This is a genomic window from Streptomyces sp. AcH 505 (assembly GCF_000818175.1).
Taxonomy (GTDB): domain Bacteria; phylum Actinomycetota; class Actinomycetes; order Streptomycetales; family Streptomycetaceae; genus Streptomyces.
On sequence record NZ_JTIY01000002.1, the window covers coordinates 502,133 to 525,944 of the forward strand.

The window sequence follows — 23,812 nt, forward strand, 5'->3', positions numbered from 1 at the left end:
GCCGCCGCACCCGGCCCGCTCGCCGTCACGGCGTGCCCGGTCCGGGTGGGCACCGACGGCGAAGGCGCGCCGGTCTTCGTCGACCTCAGCCGGCTGGACGGTGTCCTCAGTGTCACCGGTGACCCCGCGGTCGCGCGTGACGTGGTGCGCGGTCTGCTGGCCGAACTCGCCCGCACCAGGCCGGGTTTGCCCGTGACCGTACTGCGCGGCGCGGACGGTACGGCGCCCATTCCCGTACCGCCGGAGCTGGCCGGGACACACCAGGTCGACACGGGCCGGCCGGCGCCGCAGGAAGGCACCGGGCGCGGCACCGTACGGGCCACGGCAACCCGTCGCCCTGTCAAGGGACTTGTGGTGGTGGCCGGCACACCGACCGGGCGGGAGGCGGCCGAACTCAGTGCGCTCTGCGGGCCCGGCGGCGCCGGCTGGACCGGGCTCGTCTGCGGTGAGGCGGACGGGGCACACTGGCGCTGGTACGCCGGATCCGACGGCACGGTCGACATGCCCGTCCTGGGTGTGACGCTGACCGTGCCCGCCTGACGTGATGTCAGGACCCGGTGTCCGCGCGGGCACCGGGCCGGGCCCTGGCCCGTGCGCGCAGACTGACCAGCGCGTAGTGCTGCCGGGACTTGACCGTCCCCGCCGGGATGCCCAGGATCCGCGCCGTCTCCTGCACGGTCCTGCCGCACAGGTACGTGTGCGCCAGCACCTCCCGGTGCTCCGTGGACAGGTGGCGCAGCAGCCGCATCGAGTCGACGGACGCCAGCACCGCGTCGGCGTGGTCCCGCTGCGCCAGCTCCTGGCTGTCCGCGCCGACCGTCTCGTGCCGGAACGTGGCGCTGCGCAGCCGGTCGATGACGAGGTTGCGGGCGACGGTGAGCAGCCAGCCGCGTACCGAACCCTCCGTGCTGTAGAGCCGTTCGGTGTGGGACCAGGCGCGGATCAGTGTCTCCTGGACGATGTCCTCGGCGAGATGGTGGTCGCTCAGCAGCTTCTCCGTGTAGGCGAGGAGCGCCGTCGCGTGATCGGCCATCAGCCCGTGCAGCAGCACCTCCTGACGGGCCGTCGGCGATGCGTCGGGAGCTGCGGCTGTCTTCATGTTCTGGATTCCTGAGGGGGAGGATCGCGGGCGGGCGATACGGAGCGTCATCGTCCGCCGTGAGCCTAGGCAGGTCCCAGTGCCGAAAAAGTGCCGTAACTGTGCGCTGCCGTCAGGACACGCGGCCTGCGGCCGCTTCGCGGCCCGCCGCCGCACCGCTCGCTTCGAGCCGCCGCAGCTTGTCCGTGATGTCCTCGGCGTCGGGGTGGTCGAAGCCGTTGAGGATGTCCAGCGCCGGCCGCCAGGCGGCGGCGGCCAGGTCCGGGTCGCCGGCCGCCGCGTGGCTGTCCCCGATGTGGACGAGGGTGTCGGCCTCCAGATAGCCGTCCCTGATCTCCCGGTACAGGTCGAGCGCGTGCGCGTAACCGGCGAGCGCCTCCTCGTACCGGCCGAGATGGTGGTACGCGTAGCCGAGGCTGTCCCAGGCGGCGGCCTCGCCGTTGCGGTCGCCGATCTCCTGGTGCAGCGCGAGCGACAGCCGGCACTGCGTCAGCGCCTCGTCGTACGAGCCGAGCAGGATGTGCGTCCAGCCCACCTCGTTGTGGATGCTGGCCTCGCCGCTGCGCCAACCGGTGGCCCGGTAGAGCTCACGTGCCTGCCGGTAGTGGTCGAGTGCGTCCGTGTGCCGCCCGGCCCGGTTGGCGAGGAAGGCCAGATAGCGGTGGACCCGGCCCTGCCCCGACAGGTCGCCGATCTCGCCGAACAGCTCCAGGGCCCGGGCCAGATGCTCGTGTGCGGCCTCGGGCCGGTCGAGCCGGCCGCTGACGAATCCGACGGCGCGGTGCGCGTGGGCCTGTCCGCGTACGTCGCCCAGCCGCTGGGCCGAGGTCACCGACGCCGACTGTATGGCCAGTTGCTCCTGCCAGCGGCCGTGCCGGTCCAGGAACAGCTCCAGGGTGGCCGCCAACTGCCAGGCGTGCGGGCCGCCTTCGCTTCTGGCGTCCTGCTCGACCGCGGTGAGCAGCACCGTACGCTCCGACTCCAGCCAGTCCAGCGCCTCCCGCTGGCCGGGGAACCGCTCGGGATCGGCGCCCGGGCGGGGCTGGGCGAGCGTCAGCCGCTCGCGGTGCGGCGCGAGCAGGGTGTCGGCGGCGTGCGCGCTGTGCAGATAATGGTCGAGCAGCCGGCCGCGTGCCTCGCCGCACCGGTCGTCCGCGTCGTGCCGGGCGGCGAGTTCGGCGGCGTAGGCCCGCAGCAGGTCGTGGGAGGCGAACCGGCCCGGCGCGTGTTCGGTCAGCAGCTGGGCCATGACCAGTTCGGCGAGGAGAGCCCTGGTCTCGGCGGCGGGCCGGCCGGCCAGACTCGCCGCCGCGTTGACCGAGCATTCGGGCCCCGGATGCAGCGCCAGCAACCGGAACAGCCGCGCGGCCCCCGGAGTGAGCGTCCGGTACGACCAGGAGAAGACGCTGCGGGCGTCGGTGACCGGGTCGGAGCCGGTGAAGGCGGCGAGGGAGCCGTGGCTCTCGCGCAGCTCGGCCGCGACGGACGCCAGCGTGAACCCCGGGTTCACCGCCGCACGCGCGCAGGCGATGGCCAGGGCCAGTGGCAGCCGTCCGCACAGCGCCACGATCTCGTCCGCGGCCTGCGGCTCGGCGGCCACCCGCTCGGCCCCCAGCCTGCGGACCAGGAACTCCCTCGCCTCCCGCTCGTCGGGCAGTCCGAGCGCGACGGGGTGCGCGCCCTCGCCGGCGATCAGCCCGTGCAGCTGGTTACGGCTGGTGACGATGGCCAGGCAGCCGGGCGCCCCGGGCAGCAGCGGGCGCACCTGCTCCGTGTCACGGGCGTTGTCCAGCAGGACCAGCACCCGGCGCCCGGCGAGCAGACTGCGGTAGAGCGCGACCTGTGCGTCAAGCCCGGCGGGTATCCGGTGCGGCGGCAGGCCGAACGCGTCCAGCAGGGTACGGATCGCGTCGGCGGGACTCATGATCGACCCGGTGGCGTGGAAGCCGCGCAGATTGACGTAGAGCTGCCCGTCGGGGAAGCGGTGGGCGATCGCGTGGGCCCAGTGCACGGCGAGCGTGGTCTTGCCGACACCGGCCATGCCGCCGATGGTGCTGATCACCACGGGGGCGAGTTGCGCGCCGTCGGGCGGCAGCAGCGCCTGCGAGCGGGCGAGTTCGGTACGGCGCCCGGTGAAGGCCGGGTGATCGGGCGGCAGTTGGGCCGGTCGCACGCGCGGGGCATACGGGGCCCGCACCGCGGGGGCCTCGTCGCTGTCCCGGCCGACGGCCCCGGCCCCGGAGTCGTCGCTCCGCGCCGCCGGTACGCCGTTCGCGTGGCCCTCGCCCGCGGGGCCCGACAGGCTCTGCCGGAGCACCCGCTGCTGGGCGGCCCGCAGTTCGGGCCCCGGGTCCAGGCCCAGTTCGTCGGCGAGCCGCGAGCGGACCGCCTGATAGACGTCAAGTGCCTCCGCCTGGTGGCCCGTTGCCGCCAGCACCAGGATCAGCCTGGCCTGCAGAGTCTCGTCCAGGGCGTGGTGCGCCGCCGCTTGTCTGAGGATGACGAGCACCCGTTCGGTGAGCCCGGCCCCCGCGGCCAGCGCCATCTCGGACGCCTGCTTGACGACGGCGGGATGCTCACGGTCCACGGCCACGAACACGGGGTGGGCGCGCACCTGCGGTGCTGTACCGGCCGCCGCGGGCCCGCGCCACAGCGCGAGCGCCTCGATGAGGAGTCCGGCGGACTTGGCCGGTTCGCCGCTCTCGGCGAGCACCCCGGCCTCCGCCCGCAGCGCCCGGAAGCGCAGCAGATCGAGCGAGTCGGGACCGACGTCGATCCGGTAGCCGCCGGACCCGCGTACCAGCAGGCGGGACGCCGACCTGCTCGGCAGACCCGGCTCCAGCAGCCGGCGCAGCGCCCCCACATGCCGGTGCACCACGTTGACCGCGCTGTCCGGCGGGTCCTCGCCCCACAGCACGTCCACGATCTCGTGCACGGCCACCGGCTGCCCCGTCCGCACCAGCAGCAGGGCGAGCAGGGCCCGCTGTTTGGGCGGCCCCAACTGGATCTCGGCCTCGCCGCGCCAGGCCCGCACCGGTCCCAAAACTGTGAAGCGCACAGTCCGCGAGTCTAAGCGGTGCGCGGGCGTCGAACGGGCACGAAAAAGACCCCGACCGGACGGGGGAGACCGGTCGGGGCCGTAGGGGAGGGGTGCGGATGGCGGTCGCCTCGCGGCGATGTGCTCCATGGGGCTTCAGCCGAACGATCGTCCCCATGTGCGATTTCATGTGGGGCCCGGGGACACTTTCCCATCCACACCCACGCTCTCTCCAACGGCCGGCCCGCGCCGATTGTTCCCCGGCTGCGACGAGCTCCCCGCCAGTTTTCTACGAAGGGAACTGGTCCTCCGGAATCTCGCTGGTCGTGGCGTTGCCCAGGATCGACTTGGCCAGCGAGAACGTCAGCACGTCGTACTGCGTACCGCCGCTCACCTGCTTCGTGCGGAAGACCGCCTTGTCGTCGAACTTCTGGAAGCTGCAGTCACGCGTGAATGACTTCTTCGCCGCGTTCCAGTCCGTGCCGGTGGTGAAGTACACGGTGTACGAGCCGTTCGACACGCTGCGGACCGTCGCCCGGTCGTGCTTGCGCACATACACCGTGAAGACGCTCTTCTTCCCCCGGGTCATGGCGATCACCGCGTCGCTGTCCGTGCCGTTGTCGATGGTCAGCTTGCCCAGTCCGGAGCGGCCGGAGTCCTTCACCAGACGGCCGTTCCCGAGCCGGCGGTGGCGCGGTTTCTCGATGCGCGGCAGCTTCAGCCGGGCCGGATAGCCGAGAGCGGTCAGCGTATCCGTCGCCTCCCGCACCGCGCCGGGCCCCGCACCGTCGCCCAGCTCCACCCGGGGCGAGGTCGCGCAGCGCGTGTTGTCCGGTGCGGCGTCCGTGAGGTCCCCGCTCAGGTCGCGCAGCGCCATGGCGAGATCGTTGTTCCCGGTCGCCGCGTCGTCGGGCGTCGGCACCGTGTCCAGCGAATCGGCCGCCGAGGTCGCCGCGGTGGCGGCGGCGCCCAGGGCCTTCGCAAGACCCTTGCCCTCGGGCGCCCGGTCGACGGCCCGCAGCGCCCGGTCGACCGGCGCGAGCGTCGTCGTCAGCGCCTTGCGGTAGACGGCCGGGTCGACCGTGGGTGACGGGCTCGGCTCCGCGCTCTCGCTGCTGACGGACGGCGAAGGCTCCGAGCCGCCAGATCCGCCCCCCGATCCGCCGCCCGACCCGCAGGCGGCCAGCGACACCGACACCAGAGCCAGTGCGGACATGCGCGCATACGTGTGCCGTGCCATGACGCCCCCCGAATTCCCCCGCCCGGCCAAGGCCAGGCCCCGTATGTCCAAGGTTCTCCGCTATGGGGCGACTGTCAAGAAGGCCCCGGGCCCCCGCAGCGCCGCGTTCTGCTGGCGACGGCGCAGAACCGGCCTTACGGTGAAGACGCGACTGTACTGACTGACTCGATAGCGACCGACGCGGTCGGGACGGGCGGGCGGCACCATGGCACACGACGAAGGACTCAGCGGCGGAATGATCTGCAGCCATCTCGCTGACGTGGAACCTGTGACGGCCGACAGCGAGGACAGCTGTCTGGACTGCGTGGCGCTCGGCGACACGTGGGTGCATCTGCGGGAGTGCCAGACCTGCGGGCACATCGGATGCTGCGACTCCTCCAAGAACAAGCACGCGACCGCCCACAACAAGGCCACCGGGCATCCGCTCATCCGCTCCTACGAGCCCGGTGAGGGCTGGTGGTGGTGTTACGAGGACCAGGTCGTCTTCGAGGTCGAGGGCATGGGCCCGGTCCGCTCCGGCTGACCGGGGCCGCCGGCCGGGTACGCCGCCCGGTCAGGATCCGTCCGTGGCCGCGCCGAACTCCTCCCGCCAGGATCGGTGGCGTGGTGTCCAGCCCAGGTTCTCCCGGGCATGGCGGTTGCTCGCGCCCCGCGCCCAGTCGTGCCGGGGCCCAGCGCCGGTCGCGTGCTCCGGCTGCGGTGCGCCGACAGCCGCGCAGAACGCCGGGATCCAGTCATGACCCGCCGCGGGTTCGTCGTCGCACACGTTCACCGCGCCGGACGGCCACTCCAGCGCCGCGACAGCCGCCGCGACGGCGTCGTCGACATGCAGGAAGCTGCTCACGTCACCGTCGGCGACCAGCTCCCCGGCGAGCGCCTGCTCCGCCATCAGCGCGCCGGGCGCGTACCAGGTACCCGGGCCGTAGAGCACGCCGTACCGCAGCACCACCCACTCGGGCAGCTCCCGGGCCGTCTCCTCCAGTGTCGCCACCGCCCGTACGGTCGTCGACCTCGGCCCCTCCGCCGTCAGATCCAACGGCGTCCGCTCGTCGGCGGGCCCTTCGCCGCCCTGGTAGGCCCAGGCGATGCTCTGCGCCACCATCCGCCGCGCACCGGCGGACAGCGCCGCGTTGGCCAGATTGGCGGTGCCGATCTTCCGCATCGCGGCGTTCGCCTCGCTGCTGCCGCCGCTGAGGTCGGTCAGCTGGTGCATGACGATCTCGGGTGACGCGTTCCTGACGGTACGGGTGATCGCCTCGGCGTCGTACACGTCGGCGACGGCGGCCTCGGCGCCCTTCGAGCGCAGCGCCTCCGCGTCCGAGGTGCGGCGGGTCAGCGCGGTGACGTCATGGCCGTCGGCGAGCAGCAGCGGCAGCAGCCGGCTACCGATGACACCGGTGGCTCCTGCCAGGAAGATACGCATGTCGGCCGGCCTCTCGTCGCTGTCGTCGTGGTGGCGTCCTCGCCCAGCTCAGCATCCCCCGGCGGCGCGCCGCACCCGCCGCTCCGCCGCGCCGGACGCGGCGAGGACTTTTACCGCGTTTCGGGGGCAGGCCGTTCCCTGACGGAAGGGAAGTGCGCATGAACGGCTCCACCGAGCAGCCTTCGCAGGATTCGACGCCGACGATCACGGAACCGGTCTCCGACCTCCAGCTCCAGCTCCTGATCAGGCTGCTGGGGGAGGACCCCAGATCATGGCTGCCGATCACACTGAACGTGCCGGGCGGGGTGGTGTACGGGGACCTGATCACACGCGAGGCGTGGAAGGCCGACTGGGCGCAGAGCCTGCGCCGGGTGCGGAGCGTCGGCTCGAACCTGCTCGCCAGGTTCCCCGAGACGGTGGACCAGGCCGTCGACGAACTGCGCGGCGACGACGGGTCGCAGCATCTGCCGCGCTGGATCCATCTGCGCAACGTCACGGTGACGACGGGCGGTGTCAGCCCCGACGTGGAGGTGCCGGTGTGGCGCGGCAGGCTCTCCGACGTGGCCGGCTGGGCGCTGGGCCGCCCGGAGCCCGACGAGCACTGACCCGCCGCTCGCCACGACACGTAAGCACCACGCCCGGCCGCTCCCCACGATCCGCGGCCGCCCGGCCCGGCCCGGCCGACGCCCGTCGGCCGGGCGTGTCGCCCTCGCCCGTGCGCGCGTCCGCTCAGGACGGACGGCGTGTCGGCTCAGGCCGACGTGACGGTGAACAGCGCGCCGTCCGGGTCGCGCAGCGTCGCCTCCCGCAGCGCGGGCGCCGCCTCGGCGGGGGAGACGAGTACGCCGCCCCTGGCCGTCGCCGCGGCGACGGACTCCGCCACCTCCGGCACCCGGAAGTAGACGTGCCAGCGCGGCCGCAGCTGCGGATCGGGCATCGCCTGGACCGCGCCGCCACGGATCTTGGCGACCACATGCCCCTGCTGGCGCAGCACCGCGCTGTCGTCCTCGTGCACGAGCGTGAAGTCGCCCTCGCCCTCGGGCGCCCAGCCCAGCACCTGGCTGTAGAAGCGGGCGGCGTCCGACGTGTCGCGGGTGCGCAGCTCCAGCCAGGCGGGGGCGCTGCCGCGGCCCACCGTCCAGTCGGAACGCACGGCGCCTTCCCAGATACCGAAGGCCGCGCCGTCCGGGTCGGTGGCGAGCGCAGCGCGTCCGGTGTGGAAGGCGAGCGGGCCCACGGCCACGGTCGCGCCGCGCTCCCTGATCCGGGCCGCCGCCGCGTCCACGTCGGCCACGGCGAAGTACGGCGTCCAGGAGACGGCGACCTGGAGCGACGAGGCGAGCGCGCCGATGCCCGCGACGGGCAGCCCGTCGGTGAGCGCCACGCAGAAGTCGTCCCCGAGGCCGGCGGCGCGGTACGTCCAGCCGAGCACATCGCCGTAGAAGAGCTGGGAGGCGGAGAGTTCACGTGACAACAGGGTCACCCAGCACGGCGCCCCGGCCACTGTCTGCGAATCAGTCTTGTCCCGCTCCAACACCGCTCACTCCGCCTTCGTCCGACGCCTGTTTGCCCCTTACTCTGCCAGGCCGCGCGGCGCGCGGCGCAGGGTGCCCTGCGGGCGGCCGGGTCCCGGCGCGGCAGCCCGGCCCTCAGCGCGGCGACTGTTCAGCGCAGCAGCAGCTCGACGCCGCCGAGGATCGTCGCCCCGATCACCAGCCGTTCGAACACCCGTTGATTGATCCGGTTGACGCAGGCCTTGCCGATGAGGGCGCCCGGCACGACGAACAGCGCGAGGAACACGTCCAGCAGCAGGGAGCGTCCGTCGATCAGTCCGAGTCCGACGCTGAAGGGCACCTTGGTGGTGTTGACGATGAGGAAGAACCAGGCGGACGTGCCGAGGAAGCCCAGCTTCCGGAAGCCGGCGGAGAGCAGATACAGCGACATGACCGGGCCGCCCGCGTTCGCGACCATGGTGGTGAAGCCGCCCAGCACTCCGTAGGAGCGGGCCTTCAGACGGCTGTTGGACGGCTCGGCCGCGCCGTCGGTGTCGGCCGCGCCGGAGGATTCGGCCGCTTCGGTGGCCGCGTCCCGCGTCGCCGTGTGCCGCCGCCACAGCGTGACGCCCGCCATCAGCAGCAGGATCGCGCCGATCGAGGTGCGGACAGCGGCGTCGTCCGCCCACAGCAGGAACACCGTGCCGACCACAACCCCGGCGGCGACCGCGGGGAACAGCCGCCACAGCGTGGGCCAGTGCGCGTGCCGCCGGTAGGTCAGCACGGCCAGCACATCCCCGACGATGAGGACGGGCAGCAGCACCCCCGTCGACTCGCGGGCCGGCAGCACGGCGGCGAAGACCGCGAGACTGACCGTATTGGCCCCGCTCACCGCCGTCTTGGAGAAACCGACCAGCGCCGCCGCTGCCGCGAGCGCGACGAAACCCCACACACCTATGCCGTCCATGTCGATCACTGATGCTATGCCTCGAACGGGTGCGTAGGCTGTGACCCGGCGTGCTCGGTACAGCGCTGTCCGACAAGGGGGGCCGACGACATGGCGGAACGTCCGACGAACATCGACACAGGGGTGGCACATCCCGCCCGGGTCTACAACGCCTGGCTGGGCGGCCGGGACCACTACCCGGCCGACGAGGAGGCCGCGCAGCTGGCGGCGGCGGCCAACCCGGGGATCGTGCCCGCCGTACGCGCGAACCGCGCGTTCCTCGGCAGGGCCGTCCGGCTGCTCACGGAGCAGGCAGGGATACGGCAGTTCCTCGACATCGGTACTGGCATACCGGCGGCGGGCAACACCCACGAGGTGGCGCAGTCCGTCGCCCCCGACGCCCGGATCGTGTACGTGGACAACGACCGGATCGTCCTGGCGCACGCCACGGCGCGGCTGGTCGGCACTGCCGAGGGGCGCACCGCCTACGTGGAGGCCGACGCCCGCGATGTGGACACGATCCTCGGCGAGGCCCGGCGCACCCTGGACTTCAGCCGTCCGGTCGGGCTGATGCTCGTGGCGATACTCCAGTACATCCCGGACGCCGACGACCCGTACGCCCTGACGGAGCGGCTGCTGGCGGCGCTGCCCGCCGGCAGCCATCTGGTGATCTCCCACCCCGCGGCCGACATCTCGGCCGCCGAAGTGGCCCGTTCCATGCGGGTGTACAACGAGCGCGCCGCCGCCGACGCGTCCGCCACGCCCCGTACCCATGACGAGGTGACGCGCTTCTTCACCGGTACGGAACTGCTGGAGCCCGGTGTGGTCTCCCTGCCCCAGTGGCGGCCCGGCCCCGGCGACACGCCGTCCGACGACATCCCCATGTGGTGCGGCGTGAGCCGGGTCCGGTAGCTCGGCCACCGGACCCGGGTCTCAACGCGCCCGCGCTCGGCGGTGGTTACGGATAGTCCACCAGGTTCGCGACCTGGCTTCCGCTGTTCGAAGGTCCGCCGGTCCCGTTGATCACGTGGTTGATGGTGCCGGCGCCGCCCAGCGACACGGTGACCATGTCGTGGAACTTCACGCCCGGGGTGTCGGGGACTTCGAAGGAGTGCTCGGCGACCACCGACCTGTCGGCCGTGAAGTTGCAGTAACTGCCGAGCCCCCACGCCTCGTGGTCGGTGACGCCGTCGGCCACCTTGTACGCGGCGTAGCCCTTGGTGTCCCCGCTCATCCAGGCGTCCTGACTCGGCGGGTCGTAGGGCATCTCGTTCTGGTAGAAGTACGTCCTGCCGCCGTTGCCGTTCCAGATGGTCTGGTACTCCTGGTAGTGCTCGACGAACAGCCCGTACATCGTGACGTCGTCACCGTTGACGATCAGCCCGTTCGCCGCCGTGTTCTGGTCCCAGCCGACCCCGTCCCCGTGGTCGGCGCGCCAGATCCACAGATGGTCGCCGATGACGTCCGAGCTGTTGACGACCAGGCTCTTCGCCGCCTTGCCGACATGGGCGCCGCCGACGCGGAAGAACACATCGCTCAGCGACGTCGGGTTGTCGGCGTGACTCGCGCTCGAACCGTCCGCGCCGACCTCCATCAGCGTCGGTGAGTTGGTGGTGCCCGCGTCGATGAGCAGACCGGCGATCTTCACCCCGTCCACGTCGGCGACCGACATCGCGGAGATCCCGTCGTCCGGGGTCAGGGTCGCGAGGCCCATACCGAGCACGACGGTGTCGGGGTCCGTCACCTTCAGCGTCTGGTCCAGGTGGTACACCCCGGGCGTGACGAGCAGGTTCTTGCCGGCGGCGAGCGCGGCGTTCATGTCGGCCGCCGTCGCACCCGGCTTGGCGATGTAGAAGTCGTCGATCGGCAGGGACTCGCCCGCCGGGTCACCGCCCGACCAGGTCGTCCCCGAGGCGTTCTTGCGCAGCGCGGGTACGAACACCTGGTAGGCGCCCGCATCGTCGATGTACAGGAACGGCTTCTCGCGGGAGACCGGCGCCTGGTCGACCGTCGTGTAGGGCGGATTGGGGAAGCCCGTGGCAGGCGCGTTCCTCACCCCGACGAAGACCATGTTCCAGTTGGAGCCGTTCCAGCTGCCGATCTCGTCGTTACGGGACAGCCACTGCTGCTGGGTGCCGGACTTGACCTGGCCGTCGACCTTCGAGTCGGCCATGAAGCCGCCGCTGGCCCAGCCGCCGTCGTCCAGGGCGAGATTGCCCCGCACGTGCATACGGCGGTAGGGGGCGGCCTGGGAGACGGCCCAGCGGTCGGTGCCGCCGGTGGGGGTGACGGACAGGTTCTCCGCGTCACGCCAGAAGTTCTGCGTGGCGTTCTGCGGCGGGAACCAGTCGGCCTCCGCGTGCACGGCCCCGTTGATGTTCACGTCGTCCGGCGAAAGCCCGAGCCCCGCCACCTGCGTGTAGAAGCCGACGTTCGCGTCGACGTCGTACGAGCCCGGCTTGAACAGTTCGGCGTGCCGCTCCTCGCCGAACTGGTTGGTCTCCTGCTGCTGGAAGACCTCGTCGAGCCGGCCCTGGATGTCGGCGGTCGGCGTCGACGGGTCGAACACGTCGACGTTCGGGCCGAGATCGGGTGCGTCGGCCGACGGGTCGGCGAACGCCTTGCCGATCTTCGTGGACGCCGGTGCCCCGGTGTCCTGCGGGTCCTGGCCCGCCATGGCCGACTGCGCGGCGAAGGCGCCCGACGCCAGCAGGACGACGGCCGCCGCCACGGGCAGTACGCGGCCGCGCCGCAGGAAGCGGCGGCCGGTGCGTGGTTCGCTGTTCATGTGCTCTCCTCTCCGGTGTCCCGCGCCGTCAGCCGGTGAACCCGGCGATGATGCTGGTGAACTGCCAGGGGTCCTGGTCCACTCCGGAGCAGGTGTCGTCGTTGGGGTAGTCACCGGGGCACGGCCGGTCGCGGTTGACCGACCAGAAGGAGAGCCGGGCGAGGTGGTGCTGCTGGGCGTACGCGGTGATGGCGGTGAAGTCGTCCGTGGTCACCGTCTCGTCGACGTCGGTGATGCCGTTCATCGAGGACAGCCCGCTGTGCGCGTACGCCTCCTCGTCGCTGTACCCGTAGGCGTTCTTGACCGTGTCCTTGAGCCCGTCGGTGGCCTGTTCGGTGAGGTCGGCCATGTTCTGTCCCGCGCCGCCGAAGTCGAACGGCATGATCGTCCAGCCGTCCACCTCGAGTCCGGAGTCGGCCGCCCGCCCGATCATGCTGTCGTCGGGGCCCGACTGGTCGCTGGGGAAGGTCACATAGGTGATCAGACCGGCGTTGTCCGCCTTGACCTGCTTCAGCGCGTCGATGGTCTTCTGCTGCGTGGCCGGGTCGTTGTACGCGTCACCCTCGATGTCGATGTCGATCGCCTTCAAGCCGTAGGCGTCGATCACCTTCTGGTACGCGCCGGCCAGTGCGGACGCGTCCGCGCAACTCTGCTCCAGCTTGTCGCCGTTGGCACCGCCGAACGAGGGGACGACATCGCCGCCCGCGCCGCGCACCGTGTCGATCGTCTGCTGGTCGACGCCGCCGTCGAGCGGCCTGCTGCCGTCCCACCGCGGGTCGCAGCCGCCGCTGTCGAGGACGAACGCCATGGTGAACCAGCGGACGCCGGTGGTGTTCATGACCTCGGTCGGGTCCGGCGGGTTGCCCCAGCCGTTGTACAGATACGGGGCGACGGCTTGCGGCGCCGCGGCGGGCGCGGCGTCCTCGGGGGCGGCGTAGGCGTTGACGGCGAAGGTGGCGCCGGACGCGACGACCGCGGCACAGACGGCGACGGCCGACCTGCGGAGCGACCGCCGGTTCACGGATGTGCCATGGCGTGCTGAACTCATGTGGGGGGCCTTCCAATGTGGGGGAGGGAAGGTGTGAAGCGGGCCGTGCGGGCGTCACGCGCCAGAACATGAACGCGTTGATCGCTCAACAGGCCCTGCTCCATGATTAATTCAAGGCTTGAGTTAACTCGTGGGCCCAAGGGGCGTCAAGGGGTTGGATGCCGACAGCACGCATTCATCTCTTGAACAAAATCGTTGGACCCAGCAGCCCGCGCCTTCGTAATGTCCCTCCATGGACAGCGCACGGAACACCGTCGGCGGCCCGGTCGTCGACGTGCTCTCCCGGTACGAACCGGCCGGTCCCGCAGAGGCGGCGGACGCCCGGCGGGTGCGGGAACTGGCAGCTGGCGGCGGGGATCCGTGGCTGCGCTCGACCCCGCTGCACACGACGGCGTCCGCGCTGATCGTCCACCCGCCCACCGGCCGGGTCCTGCTGCGCCGGCACCCGCGCCAGCGGTCCTGGCTCCAGGTCGGCGGCCACGGCGACCCGGGCGAGAGCGACCCGGCGTCGATCGCGCTGCGCGAGGCCGTCGAGGAGACCGGGCTGGGCGATCTGAAACCCTGGCCCGACGCTTCCCTCCTCCAGGTGGTGATCGTCCCGGTCGCTGCGGGACGCGGCGAGCCCGCCCACGAACACGCCGACCTGCGCTTCGTGTTCGCCACCGACGCACCGGACGCCGCACGCCCGGAGAACCCCGAGGCGCCGCTGCGCTGGCTCACCGTCGCCGAGGCTCTGGAGATCGCGGCGGAGGCCAATGTCCGCGAGGCGCTGCGGCGCGTGGCGCGCCTGCTCGACCAGGGCGGGCCTGCTCCGGCGGGGGGCCCGGCGACGCGCCTCTGACCTGGCATGCAAGAGTTCCGGGTGAGTGAACCCGGTCCGAACGCAGCGAGGGAGAACGCCGTGCGCCACACGCCAGAAGGGTCCGAATCCGCCCAGGCGGCGCCGGCGGTGACCAACTGGGCCCGCAACATCGCCTTCAACGCGGCCCGGGTACACGCGCCCACGTCGGTGGAGCAGTTGCGGGACATCGTCGCGAGCAGCGCCCAGGTACGGGCGCTCGGCAGCGGCCACTCGTTCAACGCGATCGCCGACACCACGGGCGATCTCGTCTCCGTAGCGGCGCTGCCCAAGAGCATCGACATCGACACGGCGGCGCGGACGGTCACCGTCGGCGGCGGCATGCGGTTCGCCGAGTTCACCGGCGCCGTGCACGAGGCAGGTCTCGCGCTGCACAACCTCGGCTCGCTCCCGCACATCTCGGTCGCCGGCGCCTGTGCCACCGGAACCCACGGCTCCGGTATCGGCAACGGCTCACTGGCCACCGCCGTACGCGCCCTGGAGATGGTCACGGCCGACGGCTCGCTGCGCACCCTCGACCGCGACGACGAGGACTTCGCGGGCGCCGTCGTCGCGCTCGGCTCCCTCGGCGTCGTGACCCGGATGACCCTCGACCTGGTCCCGCGCTACGACGTCCGGCAGTGGGTGTACGAGGGGCTGTCGTACGCCGCGCTCCGGAAGAACTTCGAGGACGTCCTGTCCGCCGCGTACAGCGTCAGCCTCTTCACCCGCTGGCGGACCGAGCTGATAGAGCAGGTGTGGCTGAAGCAGCACGAGGGTGACCAGGAGCAGCCGGCGCCCCGCGCCTGGCTCGGCGCCGTCCTCGCCGAGGGGCAGCGCCATCCGGTGCCCGGGATGGACCCGGTGACCTGCACGGTCCAGGGCGGGGTCGCGGGCCCCTGGCACGAGCGGCTGCCGCACTTCAAGCCGGAGTTCACCCCGAGCAACGGCGACGAGCTGCAGAGCGAGTACTTCGTCGCGCGCGAGGACGGCCTCGCCGCCTTCGACGCGCTGGCCCGGATCGCGCCGGAGATCGCCCCGGTGCTGCAGATCGGTGAGATCCGCACGGTGGCGGCCGACGGGCTGTGGCTGAGCCCCGCCCACGGCCGTGACTCGGTGGTCTTCCACTTCACCTGGGTGCCGGACACGGCGGCGGTGACGCCGGTGCTGACCGCCATCGAGGAGGCGCTGGCACCCTTCGGCGTCCGGCCGCACTGGGGAAAGCTGTTCACGACCGGGCCCGAGCGGCTGCGGGAGCTGTACGAGCGCTACGCGGACTTCGAGGCGCTGACGAGCGCGTACGACCCGCAGGGCACGTTCCGCAACGACCTGATCACGCGATTCTTCCCCGGGGGCCCGGCGTGACGCTATTTGTCACATAGCTTTCACTTTGGCTATAGCCGAGACACAGTTTGTGTTTCTACTGTCTCGGACATGCCCCGTTCGACGCTGTACACCTCCGCCGCCGTCGCCCTGTTCGTGGTCGTCTGGGCGGCGGTGGACGGTGGCCAGTCACCGGCCAGTGGCGCGGTGCCGCCCACGCCGCGGCCGAGCGCCCCGCTGACCCCGCTGGCGTTCCCCGTCACCCCCGGGCCCACCGGACCGCTGCCCAGGGTGCTGCCGCCCGGGATACCGGCACCGTCCCCGAAGCCCGGCCCGGCTCCGAAACCCGCCCCGAAGCGGACCGCCGTGGCCAAGCCGGCGAAGGACCCGCGGAAGGTGCTGGCCGATCTGATGGAGCCGATCGACGCCGGAACCTCCGCCTCCGTCTCGGTCGCCGTACTCGACATGAGCGACGGGCGCACCGCGCGGTACGGCGTACGGGCGGGCAGGACCTACGACACGGCGAGCATCGTCAAGGTCGACGTCCTCGCCGCCCTGCTGCTGCGGGCACAGGACCACAAGCGCCGGCTCACGGCCCAGGAGAAGACGTACGCGAGCGCGATGATCCGGGTCAGCGACAACGACTCGACCGACGCGCTGTGGCAGATCATCGGCGGCGCCGCAGGGCTCGAAGCGGCCAACCGCCGGCTGGGGCTCACCGAAACGGAGGCCGGGGCCGCCGGGCTGTGGGGCCTCACCCGGACGACGGCCAAGGACCAGCTCACCCTGTTGTCGGCCGTGTTCGGCGACCATCCGGCGCTGGACAAGGCGTCGAAGGCGTATCTGCGCGGGCTGATGGGGGAGATATCACCGGGGCAGGACTGGGGGGTCTCGGCGGCGGGCCACACCGACGGACTCAAGAACGGCTGGCTGCCGAGGAGTGCGACCGGGCTGTGGGACATCAACAGCATCGGCCGGGTGACCGTGGACGGCCACCCCTGCCTGCTGGCGGTGCTGTCGAAGGGACACACCAGCCAGCAGGCAGGGATCGAGGTGGTCGAGAAGGCGGCCAGGGCAGCCGTCACGGCGCTCGGTCTGAAGAGCGCGGACTGAGCCCGGACGGAACGCCCGCGCCCGGCGCCCCGTTCGCTCAGCGTCCCATCAGGTCGGTCTGCCGGATCTTGTTCGTCACGTCGAGCGCGGCGACCTTGTACGACTCGGCGAGCGTCGGGTAGTTGAACACCGCGTCCACCAGATAGTCGACCGTGCCGCCGTTGCCCATCACGGCCTGCCCGATGTGGACCAGCTCCGTGGCACCGGAGCCGAAGCAGTGCACCCCGAGCAGCCGCCGGTCCTCCGGCGACACGAGCAGCTTCAGCATGCCGTGCGCGTCCCCGATGATCTGCCCGCGCGCCAGCTCCCGGTAGCGGGAGACCCCCACCTCGAACGGCACCCGCTCGTCGGTCAGCTGGTCCTCGGTCTTCCCGATGAAGCTGATCTCCGGAATGGTGTAGATGCCGATCGGCTGGAGCAGGTGCATCGGGTTCACCGGCTCGTCGCAGGCGTGGTACGCGGCGGCCCTGCCCTGCTCCATCGAGGTCGCGGCCAGCGCGGGAAAGCCGATGACGTCGCCGACCGCGTAGATATGCGGCACGGACGTGCGGTAGTGCTCGTCCACGCTGATCCGGCCGCGCTTGTCGGCGGTGAGACCGGCCTTGTCCAGGTCGAGTTCGTCGGTGAGCCCCTGCCGGCCCGCCGAGTACATCACCGCGTCGGCGGCTATCTTCTTGCCGCTCTCCAGGACGGTCAGCGTGCCCTGCTCGTGCCGCTCGACCGCGGCGACGGTCTCACCGAAGCGGAACGTCACCGCCAGGTCCCGCAGCCCGTACTTGAGCGCCTCGACCACCTCGGCGTCGCAGAAGTCCAGCATCGAGTCCCGCTGCTCGACCACGGTGATCTTGCTGCCGAGGGCGGCGAACATGCTGGCGTACTCGATGCCGATGACCCCGGCACCCACGATGACCATGGACCGGGGGACCCGGTCCATGTTGAGGACGCTGTCGGAGTCCATGACCGTGCGCTCGTCGAACTCGACGCTCGCCGGGCGCGCGGGCCGGGTGCCGGTGGCGATGACGATGTGCTCGGCGGTCACCAGCCGGTCCTCGCCGCCCCCGTCCCGCACGGCGACGGTGTGCTCGTCCATGAACCGCCCGGTGCCCGGCAGCAGGGTGACCTGGTTCCTGGCGAGCTGGCTGCGGATCACATCGACCTCGCGGCTGATCACATGATCCGTACGGGCCGTCAGATCCGCGACGGTGATTTCTTCCTTGAGCCGGTAGCTCTGCCCGTACAGGTCCCGCTGGGTGAGGCCGGTGAGATACAGCACCGCCTCGCGCAGCGTCTTGGACGGGATGGTGCCGGTGTGTATGGAGACGCCGCCGACCATGTCGGTCCGGTCGACGATCGCGACTCTGCGGCCGAGCTTTGTCGCTGCGATGGCGGCCTTCTGGCCGCCCGGGCCTGATCCGATGACAAGCATGTCGAAGTCGCGCACGCACAGGAGTCTGGCATTCGCGGAGGTTTCCCGGAAGAGCGGGTCCGGCTGCCCCGCGCCCGGCTACGACCGGAGCGCGGCCCCGGGGTCCGCGTGGCGGCGTCCGACGGGCAGGACCAGCGGCGTCCCGGACACCTCGTCGGTCACGACCCGGCAGTCCATGCCGAAGATCTTCCGTACCGCGTCCTCGCTGACCACCTCGGCAGGCGGGCCCTCGGCGACGATCGCGCCGTCCTTCATGGCGATCGTCCAGCGCCTGAACCACCCCTGGTGCGGATAACGGCCACGGCCCACCAGGCACACCCCGGTCAGGATCAGCAGCAGTCGGCCGCGCGGCACACCTGTCCGGCGACACGCCCGGCGATCCCGGCTGACCTCGGTGTTTCGGCTTGTCAGCCGTCCAGGTGGCCTCGGCCCCCGATGCGTTTCCCCTCGCCCGCACCGGGGAGGCGATCTTCTGACAATCACCGGGGGCAGACAGACGGAGGCATCAACGTGCCAACAGTTCCCACCATCACGCTGAACAACGGCGTCGAGATCCCGCAGCTCGGCTTCGGCACCTTCCAGATCCCGCCGAAGGAGACCGAGGCGGCCGTGCTGTCCGCCCTGGAGACCGGCTACCGGCACATCGACACGGCCGAGATGTACGGCAACGAGAAAGAGGTCGGCAAGGCGGTCCGCGGATCCGGTCTCGACCGCGCCGACCTCTTCGTCACCAGCAAGCTCAACAACCCCTACCACGCCCACGACGACGCGCTGGGCGCGTTCGACAAGACCCTCGAAGACCTGGACATCGACTATCTGGACCTGTTCCTGATCCACTGGCCGATGCCCGCCGTCGGTGACTTCGTGGAGACCTGGCACGCCATGGAGGAGATGTACCGCTCGGGCCGGGTGAAGGCCGTCGGCGTCTCCAACTTCAAGCCGCACCACCTGCGCAGGCTGCTCAGCGACAGCGTCATCGTGCCCGCGGTCAACCAGATCGAGGTACACCCGTACCTGACACAGGACGACGTGCGCGCCTTCAACGCCGAGCACGAGATCGCCACCGAGGCCTGGTCGCCCATCGCGCAGGGGCTGGTCCTGGACGACCCCACGATCACCGGCATCGCCGAGCGGGTCGGCAAGTCGGCGGCGCAGGTGACGCTGCGCTGGCATCTGCAGCGCGGCGACATCGTCTTCCCGAAGTCGGTGACCGCCAAGCGGGTGAAGGAGAACTTCGACCTGTTCGACTTCGAGCTGACCGAGGGCGACATCGCCGAGATCACCGCACTGAACAGGGACGAGCGGACCGGATTCGACCCCGACCGGATGAACGCCACCCCCTGAGGTCAACTAGGTTGGGCGGACGGCCGCCGTTCCGAGCAGATAGGGCAGTCAGTGGTTCTGAAGACTTTCCGATGGGCGTTCCTCATCAGCCTGCTCGGCCTGGCGGCCGGGGTCCTCTACGACGGCTGGGCGGGGCTCGGGGTCGTGGCGATCCTGGCCGTACTCGAAGTGTCGCTGTCCTTCGACAACGCGGTGATCAACGCCGGAATCCTGAAGAAGATGAATGCCTTCTGGCAGCGGATCTTCCTCACCGTCGGCGTGCTGATCGCCGTCTTCGGCATGCGGCTCGCCTTCCCCATCGTGATCGTCACCATCACGGCCAGGATCAATCCTGTCGAGGCGGTACGGCTCGCGTTCAACGACAAGGACCGCTACGAACAGCTGGTGACCGACGCCCATCCGTCGATCGCCGCCTTCGGCGGGATGTTCCTGCTGATGATCTTCCTCAGCTTCATCTTCGAGGAGCGGGACATCAAGTGGCAGGCGTGGCTGGAGCGCCCGCTGGCGAAGCTCGGCAGGATCGAGATGCTCTCGGTCTGCGTCGCGCTGATCGTGCTGCTGATCGCGGCGCTGACGGTGGCCACCCACGCCCATCAGCACGGCGGCCACCACGCCGACAAGTCGGGCACGGTCCTGACGGCGGGAGTGGCGGGCCTCGTCGCGTATCTGATCGTCGGCGGGCTCTCCACGTTCTTCGAGAACCGGCTGGAGGAGGACGAGGAACGCGCGGAGGCGGAGCGTGAGACGCGCGGTGCCGAACAGGGCGACCCGGCCGTCTCGGGGGCCGGTCTCACCGGCAAGGCCGCGTTCTTCATGTTCCTCTACCTGGAGGTGCTGGACGCGTCGTTCTCCTTCGACGGAGTCATCGGCGCTTTCGCCATCACCAACGACATCGTGCTGATGGCCCTCGGTCTCGGTATCGGCGCCCTGTACGTCAGGTCGCTCACGGTCTACCTCGTGCGGCAGGGGACCCTGGACGACTACGTCTATCTGGAGCACGGCGCGCACTACGCGATCGGCGCCCTCGCCGTGATCCTCCTCGTCACCATCCAGTACGAGATCAGCGAACTGATCACCGGGCTCGTCGGGGTCGTGCTGATCGGGTGGTCGTTCCTCTCGTCGGTCCGGCGGAACAAACTGCAGTCCGTCTGAAGATCACAGGCGGAAGATCCGATCAATGCGGGCGGTGGCCCGGTAATTACTGGTGCGTTTTCTCTTGACGGCGCCAGACCTCCGATGTTCACTGCGTGTTGTGAACCTGTCACATGGCTGTTTCGCGCGGGTTACCGGTCGGGACCGGTGACCCGCTTCGGCAGGTTCCGCACCTCACCCGCGCTTTCGGATCAGCCGCCCCCCGCCCATCGCCGCTCGTGGGAGTGACACACATACGATGAAAAGACCCACTCGACTCTTCGCCCTCGCCATAGCCGCCGCCTGTATGGTCGGCGGCCTCGCCGGCATACCGGCGGCGTCCGCCTCCTCCACCGACGCCGCTTTCAACTCGGCGACGGGCGGGCTCAACGTCGACTACGCGAAGTACCTGTCCAAGCACGACATCGTCTACAACCGGCCCAACACCGACCCCGACTACGGTCTGACGGTGGGTAACGGCAAGACCGGTGCGATGGCTTGGAACGACAACGGTCTGAAGATGCAGGTGTCCGGCGTCGACGCGTCGGAGCAGACGGCGTTCGGCGCGGGGCTCGTCAAGCTCAACACCACACCCGCGATGGACACCGGCTACAGCACGTTCCAGCAGCGTCTGTCGATGTACAACGGCACCCTCACCACCAAGTACGACAGCAACCGCACCGTCACGGTGATGGGGAAGCCGAACTCCGAGGTGATGGGTGTCCATGTCGACGACACCCGCGGCGGCGTCTCCAGCGTCTCGCTCGACCTGAGCCTGTGGGACCTGGGCCAGCTCGGCAACAGCGGTGACGTCCCCAACCTGGACACCTGGAAGAACGTGTCCACCTACGCCGACTCGACCGGCGCCGGAATCAGCAGGGGGCAGGCCGACCCGAACAACTTCGGCTACACGCTCGCCGCGACCGTCGAAGGCGCGCCGTTCACCACGAAGGTCGTCGACTCCAAGACCGTGCGGCTGACGATCACGCCGTCGAGCAGCTACACCATCTGGTTCACCACCAGCACCCGGCTGAACGCGTCGGACCACAACTCGGTCAACGCGGCCAAGAGCGCGCTGAGTTCGGTGAAGAGCACCGGATACGCCTCGACCCTGACGAGCTATCAGAACTGGTGGCACTCGTTCTGGCAGAAGTCGTTCGTGCAGTACTCCAACGCGACCGGCGACGCCGACTACATGGAGAACGCCTACTACCTCGGCACGTACATGATCGCCGCAGGCGGGTTCGCCAACTACCCGTTCCACTTCATCAACGGTGACTTCAGAGCCACCGGCGACAACACCAAGTGGAGCAACGCGTACTGGTACTGGAACCAACGGGACGTCTACAACTCGTTCCTCGCGTCCAACCACGCCGACGTGATGAACACCTTCAACAACCTGTACAGCCGGAACTTCAACACGCTCAAGGCGTACACCAAGACCCGGTACAACGTCGACGGCATCTGGGTCCCGGAGACCATGGGCTGGGACGGCAACGCGCGCGGCACCGTCGGCAGTGACTACACCAAGAACATCTGGTCGACCGGCTACGAGGCCGCGTTCAACATGTACCAGCAGTACAAGTACACCAACGACAGCAACTACCTGCGCAACACGGCCTATCCGTTCATGCGCGAGGTCGCGAAGTTCTACACGCAGATGCTGTCGGTCGACAGCTCGGGCAAGTACTACGTCGCGTCGTCCAACTCGCACGAGACGTACTGGAACGTGCCCAACGCGATCACCGACCTGGCCGCCGTGCGCAGCCTGTTCCCGATCGCCATCCAGACGGCGAAGGACCTCGGCCAGGACGCGTCGCTCGTCCCGCAGTGGCAGAAGGTCCTGGACAACCTGATCGCCTACCCCTCGGACGCGAACACCTATCTGCCGCACACCCCGCCGATCGCCCAGACGCGGAACAACGAGAACGTCGCGTCCGAGCTGATCTGGCCGTACAACATCACCGGGATCGGCTACCCGGACCAGCAGAAGGCCGTCAACACCTGGAACGCCCGGCCCTTCCCGTACGGCAACGTGTGGGCGAACGACGCGGTCCAGGCGGCCCGGCTGGGGCTCGGGAACCAGACGTTCGACGGCATGAAGACGATGCTGAAGAAGTACCAGACCTACCCCAACGGTCTGACCGACAACACCAACGGTGTGTTCGAGTACTTCGGTGTGCATCTGTCGGCGATGAACGAGTCGCTGCTCCAGTCGTACAACGGGAAGATCAGGGTCTTCCCCGCCGTGCCGTCCGATTCGAGCTTCGTCGGCAAGTTCACCCTCCAGGCGAGCGGCGGCTTCACCGTGTCGTCCGAGCGTGAGGCCGGCGAGGTCAAGTACGTCGGGCTCAAGAGCCAGTACGGCAACAGCACCACGATCGTGAACCCGTGGGGCAACCAGCAGGTCCGGGTCCGCAAGGCGTCGGACAACTCGACCGTACTGACCACGAGCGACCCCGAGTTCAAGCTCACCACGGCGGCGAACACCGTGTACGTCGTGGAGCGCACGGCCAAGCCGCTCAGCGGCTACTCGGCGACCACGCTGACCGGGACCGCCAACCAGGACGCCAAGACCCTGGCCGGCACCAACTCGACGCTGGGCATCGGCAAGACGGCCAACCCGATGGTCAACGACTCGGCGGTGACCTACGACAGCAACTGGTACAGCACCAGCGCCCGTGGCTACGGCGACTACAACGACGACACCCACCACAGCACGGTGGTGGGTGCGACGGCCCAGTACACCTTCACCGGCACGGGCATCCAGTACCTGTCCGAGCGCAACGGCGACATGGGCAAGGTCGACGTCTATCTCGACAACGCGCTGCAGTCCACGGTCGATCTGTACGTCTCAGGGGCGAGACAGGCGCAGCAGGTCGTCTGGCAGAAGTCCGGTCTGGCCGGCGGCTCGCACACGATCAAGGTGGTCAACAAGAGCACGTCGGTCGGCATGATCGACGCCTTCCGTATCACTCCCTGACCGTTCGGTCCCGCGGAGCGCGCCGGGCTCAGCCGCCCTGCGCCACGGTCCGGTCCCCGGTGTGTTCCGCCGGGGGCCGGACCTCCGCCTGTTGGGTGCGTTCGGCGTCGGCCAGCAGCGAGTGACCCGTCGCCAGCACACCGATCGCCACCAGCACGGCCCCTGAGCCCAGCCAGAACGGCACGTGCACGGTGTAGTGCTCGGCCAGCTTGCCCGCGGCGTACGGCGCGAGACCGCCGCCGATGAAGCGGACGAAGCCGTAGGCCGCCGAGGCGACGGGACGCTCCACCGGGGCGACCGTCATCACGGCCTGGGTGGTGATGGTGTTGTTGATGCCGATGAAGGCGCCGGAGACGATCACGGCGACGATCAGCGTGGTCCGCGAATCGGTGAAGGCGGCGATGACCGCGATGTCGACGGCGAACAGCGCGAGATTGAGGTAGAGCGCCCTGGCGATGCCCAGCCGCGCCTGGAGCCGGGGCGCGCCGAAGACCGCGAAGACCGCCACCAGCACGCCCCACCCGGTGAACACGTAACCCAGCTGATGGGTCCCGAGGTGCATGGGGAACGGCGCGTAGCC

At 70.2% G+C, this 23,812-nt stretch carries 20 protein-coding genes and 1 pseudogene; 10 read left to right on the top strand and 11 right to left on the bottom strand.

All coding sequences use genetic code 11. The features are described from left to right. On the top strand, positions 1-540 hold a 540-nt coding region (locus HY68_RS32385; RefSeq protein WP_041998548.1), incomplete at its 5' end, for a hypothetical protein. 7 nt (positions 541-547) lie between these two features. Here HY68_RS32385 and HY68_RS32390 read toward each other — a convergent pair. The 3 genes from HY68_RS32390 to HY68_RS32400 form a co-directional block, all read right to left on the bottom strand. After that, a complete protein-coding gene (locus tag HY68_RS32390) occupies positions 548-1,099 on the bottom strand; it encodes a sigma-70 family RNA polymerase sigma factor (protein ID WP_198533467.1) in 552 nt (183 codons plus the stop codon). Between the two features lie 112 nt (positions 1,100-1,211). Next, positions 1,212-4,157: a tetratricopeptide repeat protein gene (locus HY68_RS32395; protein WP_041998551.1), complete on the bottom strand. Its 2,946-nt coding sequence runs from the start codon at positions 4,155-4,157 to the stop codon at positions 1,212-1,214. Between the two features lie 268 nt (positions 4,158-4,425). Further along, entirely contained in the window at positions 4,426-5,352 is a 927-nt protein-coding gene (locus HY68_RS32400) for a hypothetical protein (protein ID WP_052457372.1), read from the bottom strand. A 259-nt stretch (positions 5,353-5,611) separates the two neighbouring features. Here HY68_RS32400 and HY68_RS32405 point away from each other — a divergent pair, with 259 nt between their 5' ends. Next, positions 5,612-5,899 carry a UBP-type zinc finger domain-containing protein gene (locus HY68_RS32405; RefSeq protein ID WP_041998554.1) on the top strand — a complete coding sequence of 96 codons (288 nt, stop codon included), beginning with the start codon at positions 5,612-5,614 and terminating at the stop codon, positions 5,897-5,899. A gap of 30 nt (positions 5,900-5,929) precedes the next feature. On the opposite strand, the gene HY68_RS32410 is transcribed toward HY68_RS32405, so the two are convergent. Then, positions 5,930-6,799: an NAD(P)-dependent oxidoreductase gene (locus tag HY68_RS32410; protein WP_041998557.1), complete on the bottom strand. Its 870-nt coding sequence runs from the start codon at positions 6,797-6,799 to the stop codon at positions 5,930-5,932. A gap of 158 nt (positions 6,800-6,957) precedes the next feature. On the opposite strand from HY68_RS32410, the gene HY68_RS32415 reads away from it, so the two are divergent. Further along, entirely contained in the window at positions 6,958-7,404 is a 447-nt protein-coding gene (locus tag HY68_RS32415; protein WP_041998559.1) for a hypothetical protein, read from the top strand. A gap of 146 nt (positions 7,405-7,550) precedes the next feature. On the opposite strand, the gene HY68_RS32420 is transcribed toward HY68_RS32415, so the two are convergent. Both HY68_RS32420 and HY68_RS32425 read right to left on the bottom strand, forming a co-directional pair. Continuing rightward, on the bottom strand, positions 7,551-8,273 hold the full coding sequence (locus HY68_RS32420) for a VOC family protein (protein ID WP_042000471.1): 723 nt from the start codon (positions 8,271-8,273) through the stop codon (positions 7,551-7,553). 191 nt (positions 8,274-8,464) lie between these two features. After that, positions 8,465-9,259: a sulfite exporter TauE/SafE family protein gene (locus HY68_RS32425; protein ID WP_042000475.1), complete on the bottom strand. Its 795-nt coding sequence runs from the start codon at positions 9,257-9,259 to the stop codon at positions 8,465-8,467. A 90-nt stretch (positions 9,260-9,349) separates the two neighbouring features. Here HY68_RS32425 and HY68_RS32430 point away from each other — a divergent pair, with 90 nt between their 5' ends. Continuing rightward, positions 9,350-10,150: an SAM-dependent methyltransferase gene (locus HY68_RS32430; protein ID WP_041998562.1), complete on the top strand. Its 801-nt coding sequence runs from the start codon at positions 9,350-9,352 to the stop codon at positions 10,148-10,150. Between the two features lie 46 nt (positions 10,151-10,196). Here HY68_RS32430 and HY68_RS32435 read toward each other — a convergent pair whose 3' ends face one another. Both HY68_RS32435 and HY68_RS32440 read right to left on the bottom strand, forming a co-directional pair. Beyond that, entirely contained in the window at positions 10,197-12,026 is a 1,830-nt protein-coding gene (locus tag HY68_RS32435; RefSeq protein WP_241778834.1) for a coagulation factor 5/8 type domain-containing protein, read from the bottom strand. A gap of 28 nt (positions 12,027-12,054) precedes the next feature. Continuing rightward, a complete protein-coding gene (locus tag HY68_RS32440) occupies positions 12,055-13,074 on the bottom strand; it encodes a chitinase (protein ID WP_041998565.1) in 1,020 nt (339 codons plus the stop codon). A gap of 232 nt (positions 13,075-13,306) precedes the next feature. Between HY68_RS32440 and HY68_RS32445 the strand changes: the two genes are divergently transcribed. The 3 genes from HY68_RS32445 (at position 13,307) to HY68_RS32455 (ending at position 16,348) form a co-directional block, all read left to right on the top strand. Next, the gene (locus tag HY68_RS32445) at positions 13,307-13,915 is read left to right on the top strand and encodes an NUDIX domain-containing protein (protein ID WP_041998568.1); all 609 of its coding nucleotides are present in this window, start codon (positions 13,307-13,309) and stop codon (positions 13,913-13,915) included. 60 nt (positions 13,916-13,975) lie between these two features. After that, complete coding sequence (locus HY68_RS32450; protein WP_041998571.1) at positions 13,976-15,277, top strand: FAD-binding protein; 1,302 nt, start codon at positions 13,976-13,978, stop codon at positions 15,275-15,277. A gap of 69 nt (positions 15,278-15,346) precedes the next feature. After that, the gene (locus HY68_RS32455; RefSeq protein ID WP_347560670.1) at positions 15,347-16,348 is read left to right on the top strand and encodes a serine hydrolase; all 1,002 of its coding nucleotides are present in this window, start codon (positions 15,347-15,349) and stop codon (positions 16,346-16,348) included. A 37-nt stretch (positions 16,349-16,385) separates the two neighbouring features. Here HY68_RS32455 and sthA read toward each other — a convergent pair whose 3' ends face one another. After that, entirely contained in the window at positions 16,386-17,789 is a 1,404-nt protein-coding gene (sthA, locus tag HY68_RS32460) for a Si-specific NAD(P)(+) transhydrogenase (protein WP_041998573.1), read from the bottom strand. A gap of 63 nt (positions 17,790-17,852) precedes the next feature. Further along, positions 17,853-18,035, bottom strand: a pseudogene (locus HY68_RS32465) (ABC transporter ATP-binding protein); the annotation flags it as partial. Between the two features lie 249 nt (positions 18,036-18,284). Here HY68_RS32465 and HY68_RS32470 point away from each other — a divergent pair. The 3 genes from HY68_RS32470 (at position 18,285) to HY68_RS32480 (ending at position 23,232) form a co-directional block, all read left to right on the top strand. Beyond that, positions 18,285-19,118: an aldo/keto reductase gene (locus HY68_RS32470; RefSeq protein ID WP_041998576.1), complete on the top strand. Its 834-nt coding sequence runs from the start codon at positions 18,285-18,287 to the stop codon at positions 19,116-19,118. A gap of 51 nt (positions 19,119-19,169) precedes the next feature. Next, positions 19,170-20,270: a DUF475 domain-containing protein gene (locus HY68_RS32475; RefSeq protein ID WP_041998578.1), complete on the top strand. Its 1,101-nt coding sequence runs from the start codon at positions 19,170-19,172 to the stop codon at positions 20,268-20,270. A gap of 238 nt (positions 20,271-20,508) precedes the next feature. Next, the gene (locus tag HY68_RS32480) at positions 20,509-23,232 is read left to right on the top strand and encodes a glycoside hydrolase family 95-like protein (RefSeq protein WP_157874475.1); all 2,724 of its coding nucleotides are present in this window, start codon (positions 20,509-20,511) and stop codon (positions 23,230-23,232) included. A gap of 28 nt (positions 23,233-23,260) precedes the next feature. On the opposite strand, the gene HY68_RS45790 is transcribed toward HY68_RS32480, so the two are convergent. Continuing rightward, positions 23,261-23,812 (bottom strand): MFS transporter (locus HY68_RS45790; RefSeq protein WP_042000488.1); only part of this gene is annotated, 552 nt, incomplete at its 5' end.

Coding starts and splice junctions, on each gene's coding strand:
- HY68_RS32480 (WP_157874475.1), top strand. CDS start 20,509: ATGAAAAGACCCACTCGACTCTTCGCCCTCGCCATAGCCGCCGCCTGT.
- HY68_RS32445 (WP_041998568.1), top strand. CDS start 13,307: ATGGACAGCGCACGGAACACCGTCGGCGGCCCGGTCGTCGACGTGCTC.
- HY68_RS32425 (WP_042000475.1), bottom strand. CDS start 9,259: ATGGACGGCATAGGTGTGTGGGGTTTCGTCGCGCTCGCGGCAGCGGCG.
- HY68_RS32410 (WP_041998557.1), bottom strand. CDS start 6,799: ATGCGTATCTTCCTGGCAGGAGCCACCGGTGTCATCGGTAGCCGGCTG.
- HY68_RS32455 (WP_347560670.1), top strand. CDS start 15,347: ATGCCCCGTTCGACGCTGTACACCTCCGCCGCCGTCGCCCTGTTCGTG.
- HY68_RS32400 (WP_052457372.1), bottom strand. CDS start 5,352: ATGTCCGCACTGGCTCTGGTGTCGGTGTCGCTGGCCGCCTGCGGGTCG.
- HY68_RS32390 (WP_198533467.1), bottom strand. CDS start 1,099: ATGAAGACAGCCGCAGCTCCCGACGCATCGCCGACGGCCCGTCAGGAG.
- HY68_RS32415 (WP_041998559.1), top strand. CDS start 6,958: ATGAACGGCTCCACCGAGCAGCCTTCGCAGGATTCGACGCCGACGATC.
- HY68_RS32440 (WP_041998565.1), bottom strand. CDS start 13,074: ATGAGTTCAGCACGCCATGGCACATCCGTGAACCGGCGGTCGCTCCGC.
- HY68_RS32435 (WP_241778834.1), bottom strand. CDS start 12,026: ATGAACAGCGAACCACGCACCGGCCGCCGCTTCCTGCGGCGCGGCCGC.
- HY68_RS32430 (WP_041998562.1), top strand. CDS start 9,350: ATGGCGGAACGTCCGACGAACATCGACACAGGGGTGGCACATCCCGCC.
- HY68_RS32405 (WP_041998554.1), top strand. CDS start 5,612: ATGATCTGCAGCCATCTCGCTGACGTGGAACCTGTGACGGCCGACAGC.